Source organism: Streptomyces sp. Isolate_45, assembly GCF_024721315.2.
In the GTDB taxonomy this organism is placed as follows: Bacteria; Actinomycetota; Actinomycetes; order Streptomycetales; family Streptomycetaceae; genus Streptomyces.
The window spans coordinates 1-14,322 of the sequence record NZ_JANFAK020000073.1 but is presented as its reverse complement, the minus strand read 5'-3'; the positions used below and the strand labels follow the sequence as shown (position 1 = coordinate 14,322).

General features: G+C 74.1%; 13 protein-coding genes. 8 read left to right on the top strand and 5 right to left on the bottom strand.

Going from position 1 to position 14,322, the window contains the following annotated elements; genetic code table 11:
- The first annotated feature begins 55 nt into the window (after positions 1 to 55).
- The 3 genes from NOD94_RS22800 (at position 56) to NOD94_RS22790 (ending at position 3,810) form a co-directional block, all read left to right on the top strand.
- On the top strand, positions 56 to 1,033 hold the full coding sequence (locus NOD94_RS22800; RefSeq protein ID WP_281207909.1) for a LysR substrate-binding domain-containing protein: 978 nt from the start codon (positions 56 to 58) through the stop codon (positions 1,031 to 1,033).
- Between the two features lie 131 nt (positions 1,034 to 1,164).
- Positions 1,165 to 2,250 (top strand): S-(hydroxymethyl)mycothiol dehydrogenase, encoded by a 1,086-nt coding sequence (locus NOD94_RS22795; protein ID WP_281207908.1) that lies wholly within the window; start codon positions 1,165 to 1,167, stop codon positions 2,248 to 2,250.
- A 255-nt stretch (positions 2,251 to 2,505) separates the two neighbouring features.
- On the top strand, positions 2,506 to 3,810 hold the full coding sequence (locus tag NOD94_RS22790; protein WP_281207907.1) for an alpha/beta fold hydrolase: 1,305 nt from the start codon (positions 2,506 to 2,508) through the stop codon (positions 3,808 to 3,810).
- A gap of 64 nt (positions 3,811 to 3,874) precedes the next feature.
- On the opposite strand, the gene NOD94_RS22785 is transcribed toward NOD94_RS22790, so the two are convergent.
- Positions 3,875 to 4,690, bottom strand: coding sequence for an MBL fold metallo-hydrolase (locus NOD94_RS22785; RefSeq protein WP_281207906.1), 816 nt, complete (start codon positions 4,688 to 4,690; stop codon positions 3,875 to 3,877).
- An 18-nt stretch (positions 4,691 to 4,708) separates the two neighbouring features.
- Here NOD94_RS22785 and NOD94_RS22780 point away from each other — a divergent pair, with 18 nt between their 5' ends.
- Together NOD94_RS22780 and NOD94_RS22775 are read left to right on the top strand one after the other, a co-directional pair.
- Complete coding sequence (locus NOD94_RS22780; RefSeq protein WP_281207905.1) at positions 4,709 to 5,473, top strand: PIG-L deacetylase family protein; 765 nt, start codon at positions 4,709 to 4,711, stop codon at positions 5,471 to 5,473.
- A gap of 71 nt (positions 5,474 to 5,544) precedes the next feature.
- A complete protein-coding gene (locus NOD94_RS22775) occupies positions 5,545 to 6,378 on the top strand; it encodes an enoyl-CoA hydratase/isomerase family protein (protein WP_281207904.1) in 834 nt (277 codons plus the stop codon).
- On the opposite strand, the gene NOD94_RS22770 is transcribed toward NOD94_RS22775, so the two are convergent.
- The 4 genes from NOD94_RS22770 to NOD94_RS22755 form a co-directional block, all read right to left on the bottom strand.
- Positions 6,365 to 7,162 (bottom strand): hypothetical protein, encoded by a 798-nt coding sequence (locus NOD94_RS22770; RefSeq protein WP_281207903.1) that lies wholly within the window; start codon positions 7,160 to 7,162, stop codon positions 6,365 to 6,367. The genes NOD94_RS22775 and NOD94_RS22770 overlap by 14 nt on opposite strands.
- Before the next feature lie 92 nt (positions 7,163 to 7,254).
- On the bottom strand, positions 7,255 to 8,151 hold the full coding sequence (locus tag NOD94_RS22765) for an SDR family oxidoreductase (protein ID WP_281207902.1): 897 nt from the start codon (positions 8,149 to 8,151) through the stop codon (positions 7,255 to 7,257).
- Positions 8,152 to 8,267: 116 nt separating this feature from the next.
- Positions 8,268 to 9,428, bottom strand: a complete 1,161-nt coding sequence (locus NOD94_RS22760) for a hypothetical protein (RefSeq protein WP_281207901.1) — start codon at positions 9,426 to 9,428, stop codon at positions 8,268 to 8,270.
- A 102-nt stretch (positions 9,429 to 9,530) separates the two neighbouring features.
- A complete protein-coding gene (locus tag NOD94_RS22755) occupies positions 9,531 to 10,655 on the bottom strand; it encodes a hypothetical protein (protein WP_281207900.1) in 1,125 nt (374 codons plus the stop codon).
- A gap of 221 nt (positions 10,656 to 10,876) precedes the next feature.
- On the opposite strand from NOD94_RS22755, the gene NOD94_RS22750 reads away from it, so the two are divergent.
- The 3 genes from NOD94_RS22750 to NOD94_RS22740 are packed head-to-tail and all read left to right on the top strand — an operon-like array spanning position 10,877 to position 14,165.
- Positions 10,877 to 11,860, top strand: coding sequence for an NADPH:quinone oxidoreductase family protein (locus NOD94_RS22750; RefSeq protein ID WP_281207899.1), 984 nt, complete (start codon positions 10,877 to 10,879; stop codon positions 11,858 to 11,860).
- Positions 11,857 to 13,047 (top strand): acyl-CoA dehydrogenase family protein, encoded by a 1,191-nt coding sequence (locus NOD94_RS22745; RefSeq protein ID WP_281207898.1) that lies wholly within the window; start codon positions 11,857 to 11,859, stop codon positions 13,045 to 13,047. Before NOD94_RS22750 ends, NOD94_RS22745 begins: the two co-directional genes overlap by 4 nt.
- Positions 13,044 to 14,165, top strand: a complete 1,122-nt coding sequence (locus NOD94_RS22740; RefSeq protein ID WP_281207897.1) for an acyl-CoA dehydrogenase family protein — start codon at positions 13,044 to 13,046, stop codon at positions 14,163 to 14,165. The genes NOD94_RS22745 and NOD94_RS22740 overlap by 4 nt, the downstream gene beginning before the upstream one ends.
- Positions 14,166 to 14,322 lie beyond the last annotated feature (157 nt).

The window sequence follows — 14,322 nt, the reverse complement described above, 5'->3', positions numbered from 1 at the left end:
CGCCCCGACCGTCGAATCCAGTTCGCATTCCTTACCCGAACCGTAAGCTGAGCCGATGCTCGACGTACGCCGCCTGCGCCTCCTGCGCGAACTCGCCCGGCGCGGCACCATCGCCGCCGTGGCCGAGGCCCTGGCCTTCAGCCCATCGGCCGTATCCCAACAACTCGGGGTCCTGGAACGCGAGGCGGGACTGCCGCTGCTGGAGCGCACCGGGCGCAGGGTCCGCCTCACCCCGGCCGCGCAGAACCTGGTCCGCCATGCCGAGGTCGTCCTCGAACGGCTGGAGCAGGCCGACGCGGAACTCGCCGGGGCCCGCACCGGCCTGGCCGGAGCCCTGCGCATCGGGGCCTTCCCCACCGCCACCCGGGCCATCGTCCCGGCGGCCCTCGCCGACCTGGCCCGGCGCCACCCGGGGCTGGAACCGATGCTCAGCGAGACCGACCCGGCCGCGGTCGCCCACGCGCTGCGGGCCGGTGAGCTGGACGTTGCCCTGGTCCACTCCTACGACTTCGTTCCCGACCCGGAGGAACCGGGCCTGACCACCCGGCCCTTGTACCGGGAGGCCATGTACCTGGCGGCGCCCGCCGGCGGGCCGGACACCTGGACCGACGGAGCGTCAGGCCCGGGACCGGGACCCGGCACGGGACCCGGCGCCGCGCCCGGCCAGGACGAGGTCCTGCGGGCCCACCGTGACGCCCCGTGGATCACCGCCACGCCCGGGACCCTCTGCCACGCCATGACCGTGCGGGCCTGCCAGGCCGCCGGTTTCGGCCCGCGCGTCCGGCACTGGGTCGATGAGTTCGCCACCGTCCTCGCCCTCGTCGCCGCGGGGCTCGGGGTCGCCGTGGTGCCGCAGCTCGGGACCCCCGGAACCGACGTGCCGGGCGTCTCCCTCACCCGCCTGCGCATGGAACGACGTACCAGGATCGCCTTCCGCAGCGGGGCCGGCGCCCACCCCGCCGTGGCCGCGTTCACCGCTTCGCTGCGGTCCGCCCTACCGCCGGATCTGGCCGGTCGGGGCGCCGGAACGTGACACGGCTCCCGCACCACCCGCCGCCCGTGTACGTTCGTTGATCCAGAGGTGTGCCGGAGATCCGGAGGTCCAGAGACCCTGAGACCACACGCTCCCGGCAACAGGACCGAACTACCAGAGCGGGGTACGACGTGACGCATCGTGTACGAGGGGTCATCGCGCGCGGCAAGGGCGCACCGGTGGAGGTGACCACGATCCTCGTGCCCGACCCGGGGCCCGGGGAGGCCCTGGTCAAGATCCAGGCCTGCGGGGTCTGTCACACCGATCTGCACTACCGGGAGGGCGGGATCAACGACGAGTTCCCCTTCCTCCTCGGCCACGAGGCGGCCGGCGTCGTCGAGTCCGTCGGCCCGGACGTCACCTCGGTGGCCCCCGGCGACTTCGTCGTCCTCAACTGGCGTGCGGTGTGCGGCAACTGTCGGGCGTGTCGCCGCGGCCGCCCCTGGTACTGCTTCGCCACGCACAACGCCGGCCAAGCCATGACGCTGGAGGACGGCACCCCGCTGTCCCCGGCGCTGGGCATCGGAGCCTTCGCCGAGAAGACCCTCGTCGCCGCCGGGCAGTGCACCAAGGTGGACCCGGCCGCCTCGCCCGCCGCCGCCGGCCTCCTGGGCTGCGGGGTGATGGCCGGCCTGGGCGCCGCCCTGAACACGGGCAACGTGGGCCGCGGGGACTCGGTCGCCGTCATCGGTTGCGGGGGAGTGGGCAACGCGGCGGTCGCGGGCGCCCGGCTCGCGGGTGCCTCCCGGATCATCGCCGTCGACCTCGACGACCGGAAGCTGGAGTGGGCCCGCGGCCTGGGAGCCACCCACACGGTCAACGGCGGTACGGAGGACGTCGTCAAGGCGATCCAGGAGCTGACCGGCGGCAACGGCGCGGACGTCGTCATCGAGGCCGTGGGGCGCCCCGAGACGTACCGGCAGGCCTTCTACGCCCGCGACCTCGCCGGGACCGTCGTCCTGGTCGGTGTCCCGACGCCCGAGATGAAGCTCGAACTCCCCCTGTTGGACGTCTTCGGTCGCGGCGGCGCCCTCAAGTCCTCCTGGTACGGGGACTGCCTGCCCGAGCGTGACTTCCCGCTCCTGATCGACCTGTACCTCCAGGGCCGGCTCGACCTCGACGCGTTCGTCTCCGAGACCATCCCGCTCGACGGCGTCGAGGAGGCCTTCGGGCGGATGGAACGGGGCGAGGTCCTCCGCTCGGTGGTCCAGTTCTGACCCGGTGACGCGGTGACGCCGTGACGCCGTGACGCCGTGACGCCGTGACGCGGTGACGGGGCGGCGGTGTGACCGCCGGGCGCCGCGGCGCCCGCACCGCCACCCCACCGGCCCACGCGGCCCCTGCCGATCGGCAGGGGCCCGGGGCCACGACCTACACTCGGCCCGACCGCCGAACTCCCCGTCCCGCACCCCGCCGCGAACCGGCCGGGGCGCGGGCGCGCGGAATCCGTACCCACACCCCAGGGGCCGTCCGTGACCGTCGCCCGCAGCTACCGCCAGCCCGGTGTCGTCCTCACCGACCACCACTTCACCGTCCCCCTCGACCACGCCCGCCCCGACGGCGAGCGGATCGAGCTGTACGGCCGCGAGGTCGTGGCCACCGGCCGGGACCCCGAAGGATTGCCCTGGTTGCTGTACCTGGAGGGCGGCCCGGGCTTCGGGGCGCGGCGGTTCGTCGGCCGGCAGGCCTGGCTGGAGCGGGCGCTCACCGGCTACCGGGTCCTGCTCCTCGACCAGCGCGGAACGGGCCACTCCACACCCCTGACCCGGCAGACGCTGCCCCTGCGGGGGAACCCCGCCCAGCAGGCCGAGTACCTGGCGCACTTCCGGTCCGACTCGATCGTCCGCGACGCCGAGGCCGTCCGTCCGGCCCTGACGGGAGGCGCGCCCTGGACCGTCCTCGGCCAGAGCTTCGGCGGGTTCTGCGCCACCCACTACCTCTGCACCGCCCCCGAGGGCCTCACCGCCGCCCTCATCACCGGCGGTCTGCCCTCCCTCGACGCGACCGCCGACCAGGTGTACGAGGCCGCGTACCCGCGCGTCGAGCGCAAGAACGCGGCCCACTACGCCCGCTACCCCATGGACGTGGAGCGCGCCCGCCGCGTCGCCGCCCACCTCGCCGAGCGGCCCGCCCTGCTCCCCGGGGGCTACCGGCTGACCGTCGAGGCCTTCCAGTCCCTCGGGATGCTCCTGGGCTCCGGCGACGGCGGCCACCAACTGCACTACCTCCTGGAGGACGCCTTCGTCCCCGGCGCCGGCGGGCCCGCCCTCTCCGACGCCTTCCTGGAGAACGCCCACGCGCAGCTCTCCTTCGCCGGGCACCCCCTCTACGCGCTGCTCCACGAGTCGATCTACGCGCAGGACCCGGCCGTACCCACCGGCTGGGCGGCCGAACGGGTCCGTGCGGGCCTGCCCCGGTTCGACGCGGCCAAGACCCTCGCGGGCGACGAGCCGCTCCTGTTCACGGGGGAGACCATCCACCCCTGGCACTTCACCTCGGACCCGGCCCTCGCCCCGCTGCGCGAGACCGCCGAACTGCTGGCCGCCCGCACCGGCTGGCAGCCCCTGTACGACGCCGACCGCCTCGCCGCCAACGAGGTGCCGGTCGCGGCCGCCGTCTACCACGACGACATGTACGTCGACACCGGCCACTCCCTGCGCACCGCCCGCGCCATCAGGGGCCTGAAGACCTGGGTGACGGACGAGTTCGAACACGATGGCGTCCGTGCCGGAGGCCCCCGCGTCCTGGACCGGCTGCTCACCCTGCTCGACGACTGAGGGCCGACACCCGGGCGGTGACCTCCGGGATCGGGTCGACCTCCGGATCGGGCCGCCCTCCGGATCAGGCCGATTCGCGCGGATCCTGCCCGTCCGGTTCCACGAAGGGGCGGGTCAGGTGGGCGGTGGCAAGCAGTGCGCCGCGCTTCGCCGCCCGGCCGAGCAGGGCCTCCCGGACGGCCCGGGCCGTGGCCCGGTCGCGTTCGTGCGAGTACGGGACCGACGGGTCCGCGAGCTGCACCGCGTGGACCAGTACGTCACCGGTGACCAGGACGTCCCGCGCCCCGTCGCCCTGCTCGACCAAAACCGACTGGTGCCCGGGGGTGTGCCCGGGCGTCGGCAGCAGCGTCAGACCGGGCGCGAGGCGGTGCTCGCCGTCGACCTCGTGCAGTCGGCCGGCGGCCCGCAAGGGCGTGACCGCCCAGTCCCGCACCGGGTCGGCCGGATCCAGGGACTCCACCTCCACGCGCTGCACGACGTACCGCGCCTCGGGGAAGAACGGCTCCCCGTCCGGCCCCAGCGTCCACCCCGCGTGGTCCTCGTGCAGATGGGTCAGGACCACCGTCTCCACGTCGCCCGGCGCGATGCCCGCCTCGGCCAGCGCCGCGGGCAGCCGGCCGGGCACCGGAGCCCAGCCCGCGGCGGGGCCGTTCGCCGGACCCACCCCCGCGTCCACCAGGAGCCACCGGCCGCCCGGCCGGGCCACGGCGAAGCACCGGAAGTCCAGCCGCCAGGCACCGCTCGGCCCGACGGAACCGGGATCCAACGCGGCGGCCCTCGCCCAGGCCGCGTCCCCCGCGCCGGGGAACGCGGTGCGGGCGGACTCGAAGAACATTCCGGTGGCGTCGCGCAGGGCCACCACCTGCCCGTGGGCATCCATTCGCCTATTCTGCGGGGCATGAGCGAACGAGCCGATCAGCAGGCCCCCTTGCAGCCCATGCCCACCGATTGGCGGCGCGCCCTCGCGGTGGTCGCGCACCCCGACGACCTGGAGTACGGCTGCGCGGCGGCCATCGCGGACTGGACGGACGGCGGCCGCGAGGTCGTCTACGTGCTGGCCACGCGGGGCGAGGCGGGCATCGACACGATCGCCCCGGCCGAATGCGCCCCGCTGCGGGAGGCCGAGCAGCGTGCGAGCGCGGCCGTCGTCGGGGTGTCCACGGTCGAGTTCCTCGACCACCACGACGGGGTCGTCGAATACGGCCTGGACCTGCGCAGGGACATCGCGGCGGCCATCCGACGCCACCGCCCCGAGCTGGTGATCACCCTCAACCACCGGGACACCTGGGGTGGAGCGGGTGGTGGCGGTTTCTGGAACACGCCTGATCACCGGGCCGTCGGCCGGGCCACCCTGGACGCCGCCGCCGACGCGGGCAACCGGTGGATCTTCCCGGAGTTGATCTCCGAGCAGGGCCTGGAGCCCTGGAACGGGGTCCGCTGGGTGGCCGTCTCCGGATCCGTCACGCCGACGCACGCCTCCGACGCCGGTCCGGGCCTGGAGCGCGCCATCAAGTCCCTGCTGGAACACAAGGCGTACATCGAGGTGCTGACGGACCAGGACCCCGAGGAGTACGTCCGCTCGTTCCTGACGGGCAACGTCCAGCAGGCCGCGGGCCGCTTCGACGGCCGGCCGGCGGTGCCGTTCGAGGTCTTCCCCCGCTGATCCGAGCACCCTAGTCTGACGGGGCGTCAGGTATTGGGGCGGTGCTTCGACGGGGACGGGGGCGGGACACGGTGATCGACACCATCACCACGGAGATCGGCGAGGGTGCGGAACGCATCCGGCTCGACGTCGAGGATTCGGTGGCGGTCCTCACGCTGTGCCGCCCGGACAAGCTGAACGGCTGGAGCTGGGAGTCCACCCGCCAGCTGGGCCTCCTCGCGGACCGGATCCGGTTCGACCCGTCGGTGCGCGCCGTCCTGCTCCGGGCCGAGGGACGGGCCTTCTGCGCGGGCATCGACGTGACCGCCCCCGGCGGAGCCGTCACGGGCGGGTCCGCCGCGGAACGGACCCGCAACTACTACGAGGGCATCCGTTGGGTCCACGAACGCTTCGCGGTCCTCGCCCGGCTCCCGCAGCCCGTGGTCGCCGCCGTCCAGGGCTACTGCCTGGGTTTCGGATTCGAACTGGCGCTCATGGCGGACGTCCGGGTGGCCTCCGAGGATGCCGTCTTCGCCCTCCCCGAAGCCCGCCTGGGCGTGGCCGTGGACGCCGGAGGGGACCTGCGCATCGCCCGCGAGGCGGGCGCGGGCTGGGCCAAGTACCTGGCACTGACCGGTCGCCGGATCGACGCCGCCACCGCGGAGCGCCTCAACCTGGTCCAACTGGTCGTCCCCGAGGCCGAACTGGACGCCACCTCACGCGCGTTGGCGGCCGAGATCGCCGCCAACGCGCCGCTCGCGGTGCAGGGCATCAAGAGGGCCGTCGACTCCTTCGCGGACGCCGCCCTGCCCGCGGCCCTCGATCGAGTCGCGATGACCGCGGCCCTCACCCTCACCTCCGACGACTGCCGCGAGGGCTACGGAGCCGGCGCCGCCCGCCGTCCCCCGGAGTTCAGGGGAGCGTGAGGACGGGCCGGGTGGAGAACTCCTCGCCCGGATCCTCGCCGTCGGGTCCGTACGAGAACTCGGCCATCCCCGGGTTCCGGCAGGCCGTGGCGAGCGGCAACCATTCCAGCAGGCTCCCGTACCCGCCGCAGGCGGCGGCCCCGCCGTCACCGCCGTGGAAGGCCCCGCGGTCGGAACTCAACTCGCCGCCGTAGCTGTCGTAGGCGATGTGCAGGCCGAACGCGTTCGGCTCGTGCCGCAGGGTGCCGTTCCCGTACGAGGGCTCGTCGAGCGGGCACTCGTCGCCCCAGCGGAACAGGGTGCCCGCGCCGGCCCCGCAGGCGTGCTCCCACTCGTCCGCGCTCGGCATCCGGAGCCCGTCCGCCGCCAACGCCGCCGGTATGTCGTCCGGAACCTCCGACACATCCTCGTCCTCCACCGCCATCAGGACGGTGTCCAGCGCCACCGTCCGTACGGGGCTCAGCTCGTGGCCGAGATGGGCCGACAGGTCGGGGCCGAAACCGAACCCGGCGCTCACGGACCCGGCGTAGTCGGCCAGTTGCGCGGCTGTCGGACGCCAGGAGTCCGGGTCGAAGCCGAGACGGACGCGGCCGCCGGGTATCAGGGCGAACGCCCGGCCGCCCCGCTCGATCCGTACCCGGTGCAGCGTGCCGCCGAGGTGCTCGACCGAGTCGACCCGGGCCACCTTGCCGTCCACGAGGGCGGCCGTCTCCTCGGCGATGCGGCGGGCGGAGGCGAGGTCGAGGGACCGCCACCGGGCAAAGGTCAGGTCTGCGAGGGTCATGCCGCCAGTCTGCGGGTGGCCACCGACACCGGCGGACCGGCGTCGGTCCCACGCACGCCGGCCCGCGCACCTCCCCCGGGCCCGCCCCGGGGTCAGTGGCCGAAGGGCGGACGGCCCAGTTGGTCGCGCAGCGGGACGACCTCGGGGCTGACCAGGCTCCGGCGCTGCCAGTTGGCGCCGTCCACGACGAGGGTGTGGCCGGTGACGAAGCGGGCATAGGGGGAGGCCAGGAAGGTGGCGGCCCAGCCCAGTTCACGGGGAACGCCCACGCGCAGGGCGGGCTGCCGGGCGTCCTTGGCGCCGGGGGCGGCCCGCTCCAGGCCGCCGCGGATGTCCTCGGACATGTCCTCGTGCGGGAACAGCCCGGGGACGAGCCCGTTGACCTGGACGCCGTACGGGCCCCACTCGACGGCGAGGGTCTCCACCAGGTTCTTCACGCCGGCCTTCGCCGCGGCGCTGTGGGCGAAACCCGGCCCGCCCGTCCAGGCGTACGAGGCGCCGATGTTGACGATCGACCCCGGGGTGCCCGCCGCCAGGTGTCGGCGGCCGAACTCCCGGGTCATGAACCAGGTGCCCGTCAGGGTGGTGTCGACGACGGCCCGCCACGCGTTGGGGGACAGGTCCTCCGCCGGACAGGGGAAGTTGGCGGCGGCATTGTTGACCAGCACGTCGGGGAGCGCGAGCGCCGCCTCGGCGGCGTCGAAGACGTCCGCGACCCGTTCCGGGTCACGGACGTCGCAGACGGCGGCCGTCACCCGGCCCGCCCCGGGAACGGCGGCCAATTCCGCGCGGGCCGCCTCCAACTGCCGGGCGCGACGGCTCGCGATGACCAGATCGGCGCCGAGCCGGGCGAACTCGGCGGCGATGGCCTTGCCCAGCCCCGACCCGCCGCCCGTCACGAGGACGACCTGCCCCGCGTAGGTGCCGGGGGGCAGTGCGGCGGATCCGGGCGGGGGAGGCGCGGGCAGGCCGCGCGGGTGGTTGTCCATGCGCCCATCGATAGCGTGCGGGGGCTCGGATCACCATGCCCGTGACGGGGCGGGCCGGCTCCGGGACCCGTCGGGTCCCACCCGTCCGTCCCGTCCCGCCCCGTCACGGCCCGGACTCAGCCCTTGGCGTACGCCTGCTTGCTCGCACAGGTCCAGACGACCGCGTGGTTCTCGCGCGTCTCCCGGTCGACGATCGTGCCGCCCACGCGGTCGTCGTCGGTGGCGGCGAAGGCCCGGCTGAGGGTGTTCTGGGTGGAGCCCGCGGGATGCGGCAGTGCCAGCGGGGCACCCTTGCCCGTCCAGTAGACGGCCTGGAAGTAGCTCTGGTAGCTCTCCTCGAAGACGGTGGCGGTGCCGACGGCCACGTTGGTGGTCGGGCTGCTGCCGTTGAACTCCAGGTCGTTGCTGTACGCGGCGAGCCGTCCCGGGTCGGTCGGCAGGGTGTCGTACGGCTTCTTCCAGACGGCCGGCGTCCGCCGCGGGTCGTTGCGGTAGTGGTACTTCTCCAGGCCGACCACCCGGCCGCGGTCGTCGATGTCCCGGCCGATGGTGGCGAACGAGGCGTGGTACCCGTTCCACACCTGGAGGCTGTAGGGCGGGTAGCCGCCCCCGGCGGGCCAGACCACCGGGAAGGTCTTGGTGACCATGATGTCGTTCTCGTGGTCGAAGTAGGAGCCGCTGACGGTTCCGACGATGTCGCCGCGCTTGTTGATCCCGTTCAGCGAGGTGATCGTGCTTCCGGCGATCGCGTCGGCGGGCACCGGCAGTTCGCGCACGACCTTGCCGTTCACCCATTCCTTCGCGACGTCGCCGTCCACGAAGACGACCCGGCCCGACTCGTTGATGTCGACTCCCACGTCCCCGACGCGCGGCGCGGTCAGCGCCTGGGAGGTCGCCGAGCCCTGCTGGTGCGCGAAGGCGACGACGGCCTGGTCCGAGTTGCGGGTTGCGGTCCCCACCATCAGGCCCTTGGCGCTGACGGCCTTGACGGTGCCGGACTCGAAGCCCGCGGGAAGCGGGACGGCGTGCGGCGTGTGTTCCGGGCCGGTCCAGTAGGCGGGACCGCTCCCACTGGCACCGACGACGAGGCCTCCCGGGCCGAAGCCCTCCACGACGCCCCCCGCGGCCCCCGCGACGGTGGGCAGCAGTTCGATGCCCGGCGTGCACGAGGCCCCGGCGGCAGCGGCGGGTCCCGCCGCGGTGATGAGTCCGGCGAGGACGACGGCGGTTCCCGCGACGTGGGCGGCGCGTCTCCTGGTGACGTTCTGCAAGGTCAAGTCCCCCTGATGGCATGGGCGGCGGGGCGCGACCGGGGCGATCCGGCCCGGTCGCGGTCGTCATCCGCCGCACGGTGTCGAGTGGTTGCGATGATCAGACTGTCAACCCTGCGGAATGGTTGCCTGTTGGGAGGCGCACGTCCACACGAGCAACCGGCTCGCGGTCGGCGACGATTCGCCGCCGGCCACGCGGTTGTCGCCCGATACGGCGGTCGCCTCGCCGTGCGCCCCGGCCGTCGGCGTCGGGAGCGTCCTCACCGGTCCGTCGCCGGTCCGGTAGGTGGCCTGGGTGGGCTTGGGGTATCCGAAGTCCTCCCAGGAGTACGCCATGCCCACCACCACCCGGCCGGTCGGGCTGATCGCGTTCGCGATCAGCTCGCTCTGTCCGGGCAGATCGGGCGACGCCGTCGAGGCGGCCGTGTAGGGCGCCGACCACAGGTGGCCGACGTCGCGCCGAACGTCGCGCCAGCCCTCCGACTCGTGGCCCACCACCGTGCCCGCGTTGTCGATGCCCGTCGGTTCGGTGGTGCGCGAGTAGTCACCCTCGCTCGCGGGCGTCAGCCCCTGGGCCGGTCCGCCACCGGCGGGCCACACCACGGGGTAGGAGCGGTAGACGAAACCGTCCTGGGTCTCGTGGTGCAGGAGCGCGGAGCCCAGGATGTCCCCGCGCTTGTTGACGCCGTTGACCTCGGTGATCCGGGTCCGGGGATCGCTGCCCGGCGGCAGTTCCAGGGTGCGGGCGGGCTGTCCGTCCACCCACTCCTTGGCGACCGTGCCGTCGAGGCCGGCCACGCGGCCCGTGTCGCTGACGAAGGCCTTCCCCTCGTAGGGGGACGGGGCCGGGGCGCTCAGCAGTCGTACGGACGCCGCGCCCTTCCGGTAGGTGAACAGCACGCGGTTGTCGGTGCCCGCCTGCTTCAGGGTTCCGGCCATCAGCCCCTTGGAGTTCACGGACCGGACCTCGCCCGAGGCGTACCCGGCCGGCAGCGGTACCGCGTGGACGCGGGCGCCCTGCCAGTACGCGGGCCGCTGTCGCGACGTGCCGACCGCCAGGTCCCCCCTGCCCAGCGCGTTCACCCGATCGACGAACGTACCGCCCGGGGCCCCGGCGGGCAGGGCCTCCAGGCGCAGCACGTCCGGCTTGCAGAGCGGTGGTGCGGCGGCGGCCGGACCGGCCGCCGTGATCAGTCCCACCAGAGCGACCGCGGCCCCCGCCGCTGCCGTCATGCGCTTCATTCGATTCCCCCCAGGTCGGGTGACGTACCCCGCCATGTCATGACGCGTACGGGTCACATGCTGCCCCCTGAGACGTTCGGTGGTGGCCGAAAGGATGCCCGCCGCTCCGGGGTCGTCCGGATTTCGCCGTGGACGGGCCGGTTCCCAAGAGTGCAAGCGACCGCTTAGTATGCCGCCGAGCATGGTTCCTCGACGGCGGCTGGAGGCCCCGGATGCAGGCATGGCGCGTACACACCCACGGAGAACCCCGCGAGGCCATGCGCCTCGAAGAGGTTCCCGAACCCGTGCCCGGGGAGGGCGAGGTGAGGCTCAAGGTCCTCGCCGCCAACATCAACTTCCCCGACGCGCTGCTGGTTCGCGGGCAGTACCAGATCCGGCCGCCGCTGCCCTTCACCCCCGGCGTGGAGATCTGCGGCGAGACCGAGGACGGCCGCCGCGTCATCGCCAACCCGAGCCTGCCCCACGGTGGTTTCGCCGAGTACGTCACCGCCCCCGCGCGGGCCCTGCTGCCGGCCCCCGACACCCTCGACGACGCCGAGGCGGCGGCCCTGCACGTCGGCTACCAGACCGGCTGGTTCGGCCTCCACCGCCGCGCCCGCCTCCGCAGCGGCGAGACGCTCCTCGTGCACGCCGCGGCCGGCGGCGTCGGCAGCGCCGCCGTCCAACTCGGCAAGGCCGCCGGGGCCACCGTCATCGGGGTCGTCGGCGGCAAGGCCAAGGCGCTCATCGCCGAGGAACTCGGCTGCGACCTCGTCATCGACCGCACGGGCGAGGACGCCGCCGGGATCGCCGCCCGGGTCAAGGAGTTCACCGGCGGACACGGCGCCGACGTCGTCTACGACCCCGTCGGCGGCGACGCCTACACCGCCTCCGCCAAGTGCGTGGCCTTCGAGGGCCGCATCGTGATCGTCGGCTTCGCCGGCGGCACCGTCCCCACCCCCGCGCTCAACCACGCCCTGGTCAAGAACTACGCCGTCCTCGGCCTGCACTGGGGTCTGTACGCGACGAAGGACCCCGCGGCCGTCCTCGCCTGCCACGGCGAACTCACCCGTCTCGCCGCCGAGGGCGCCATCAAACCCCTGATCAGCGAACGCGTCCCGCTCGCCGCGGCCGCCGACGCCGTACAGCGCCTCGCCGACGGCACCACGACCGGCCGGCTGGTCGTCGTACCGGCCCTCCACGGAGGCACCCGATGACCGTCACCGCGGCGGACCTCGCCGCCCGCACCCGCGACCTGCTCGCCGCCCACCCGCCGGCCGGCACCACCCCGACCGACTTCCTGCGCGCCCGCTTCGACGCGGGCCTCGCCTGGGTGCACTACCCCGAGGGCCTCGGTGGCCTCGGCGCGCCCCGTTCCCTCCAGCCCGTCGTGGACGCCGCTCTGGAAGCGGCCGGAGCCCCCGACAACGACCCTCGACGCATCGGCATCGGCCTCGGCATGGCCGCGCCCACGATCCTCGCCTACGGCACCGACGAGCAGAAGGCCCGCTTCCTGCGGCCCCTGTGGACCGGAGACGAAGTCTGGTGCCAGCTGTTCAGCGAGCCCGGCGCGGGCTCCGACCTCGCCGCGCTCGGCACCCGCGCCGTCCTCGACGAGGAACACGACGAGTGGGTCGTCGACGGGCAGAAGGTGTGGACCTCCAGCGCCCACACCGCCCGCTGGGCCATCCTGATCGCCCGCACCGACCCCACCCTGCCCAAGCACCGTGGCATCACCTACTTCCTGTGCGACATGCACGCCCCCGGCGTCGAGGTCCGGCCGCTGCGCCAGATCACCGGGGAGGCCGAGTTCAACGAGGTCTTCCTCACCGGCGTCCGCATCCCCGACGCCCACCGCCTCGGGGCCGTCGGCGAGGGCTGGGCGGTCGCCCGCACCACCCTCATGAACGAACGCGTCTCCATCGGCGGCATGCGCTTCCCCCGCGAAGGCGGCATGATCGCCCCCGTCGCCGCGGCCTGGCGCGAACGGCCCGCCCTGCGCACCCACGCCCTGCACCAGCGGCTCCTCGACCTGTGGGTCGAGGCGGAGGTCGCCCGTCTCACCGGCGAACGGCTGCGCCAACAGCTCTCCGCCGGACAGCCCGGTCCCGAGGGCAGCGGCATGAAACTCACCTTCGCCCGCCTCAACCAGGAGATCAGCGGCCTGGAGGTGGAACTCCTCGGCGAGGAAGGCCTCCTGTACGAGGACTGGACCATGCGCCGCCCCGAAACCGTCGACTTCACCGGCCGCGACGCCGGATACCGCTACCTCCGTGCCAAGGGCAACAGCATCGAGGGCGGCACAAGCGAAATCCTCCTCAACATCGTCGCCGAACGCGTCCTCGGCCTGCCCCCCGAGCCGCGCGACGACAAGGACCTCGCCTGGAAGGACCTCTCCCGATGACGGCCGAGCGCGCCCCCTTCGACCTGCTGTACTCCGAGACCGAGGAGGAACTCCGCTCCGCCGTACGGGCCCTGCTCGCCGACCGGTGCGACGCGGCGGCCGTCCTCGCGCGCGCCGAGACCGGCCGGCCCCACGACCCGCAGCTGTGGCGCACCCTCGCCGCCGGGATCGGCGCCGCCGGACTCCTCGTCCCCGAGAAGCTCGGCGGCCAGGGCGCGAGCCACCGGGAAGCCGCCGTGGTCCTGGAGGAACTCGGACGCTCCGTCGCCCCCCTCCCGTACCTCACGAGCTCCGTCCTCGCCACGGAGATCCTCCTCGGCTGCGACACCTCGACCCCCGAAGTCGCCGCGCTGCTCGGGGAACTCGCCTCCGGACGGCAGATTTGCGTACCGGCCCTGCCGCTGACCCTCGCCCCGGGAGCCCCGCTGCCGGAGCCCATGCGGGACGCCGGGGGAGGGGTGCTGACCGGCAGGGTCACCTCCGTCGCGGACGCCGGGGCCGCCGATGTCCTGCTGGTCATCGCCGACACCGGACTCCACGCCGTCCCCGCCGCCTCCGCCGGCCTCACGGCACCGGTCCCGCTGGACCTGACCCGCCCCCTCGCCGGCGTCACCCTCGACGCCTCGCCCGGCACCCGCCTCGCGGACCCCGCCACCGCCCGCGCGGCCGTCGCCGGGGCCCTGCTCAGCGGGGCCGGCCTGCTCGCGTCCGAACAGCTCGGACTCGCCGAGTGGTGCCTGACCGAGACCGTGGGATACGTGCGCGGCCGCCACCAGTTCAACCGGCCCGTCGGCTCCTTCCAGGCCCTCAAGCACCGCCTCGCCCGGCTGTGGCTCGACGTGGCCTCCGCCCGCGCCGCGGCCAGGGCCGCCGCCGACGCCCTCGCCACCGGAGCCCCGGACGCACCCCTCACGGTCGCGGTGGCGCAGGCCTACTGTTCGGGCGTCGCGGTCCGGGCGGCCGAGGAATGCGTCCAACTCCACGGCGGCATCGGCATGACCTGGGAGCACCCGGCCCACCTCTACCTCAAGCGGGCCAAGGCGGATTCGCTGACGCTGGGCACGGCCGGCCACCACCGGGGCCTCGTCGCGGACTTCGCGGAGCTGCCGGCGCCGTAGGCCCCGCGGCGGGGTCGTCCCCCCGGGTGGGGCGGACGACCCCACCGCGGCGAGGTGGTCCGCGACCGCGACGTGCTGTGCGGCGAGCCCCCTCCGCTGCCCCCTCCGCTGCCGCCGCCGCTGCGCGAGGAGGTCCACGCGACAGATCGGAAGAGCA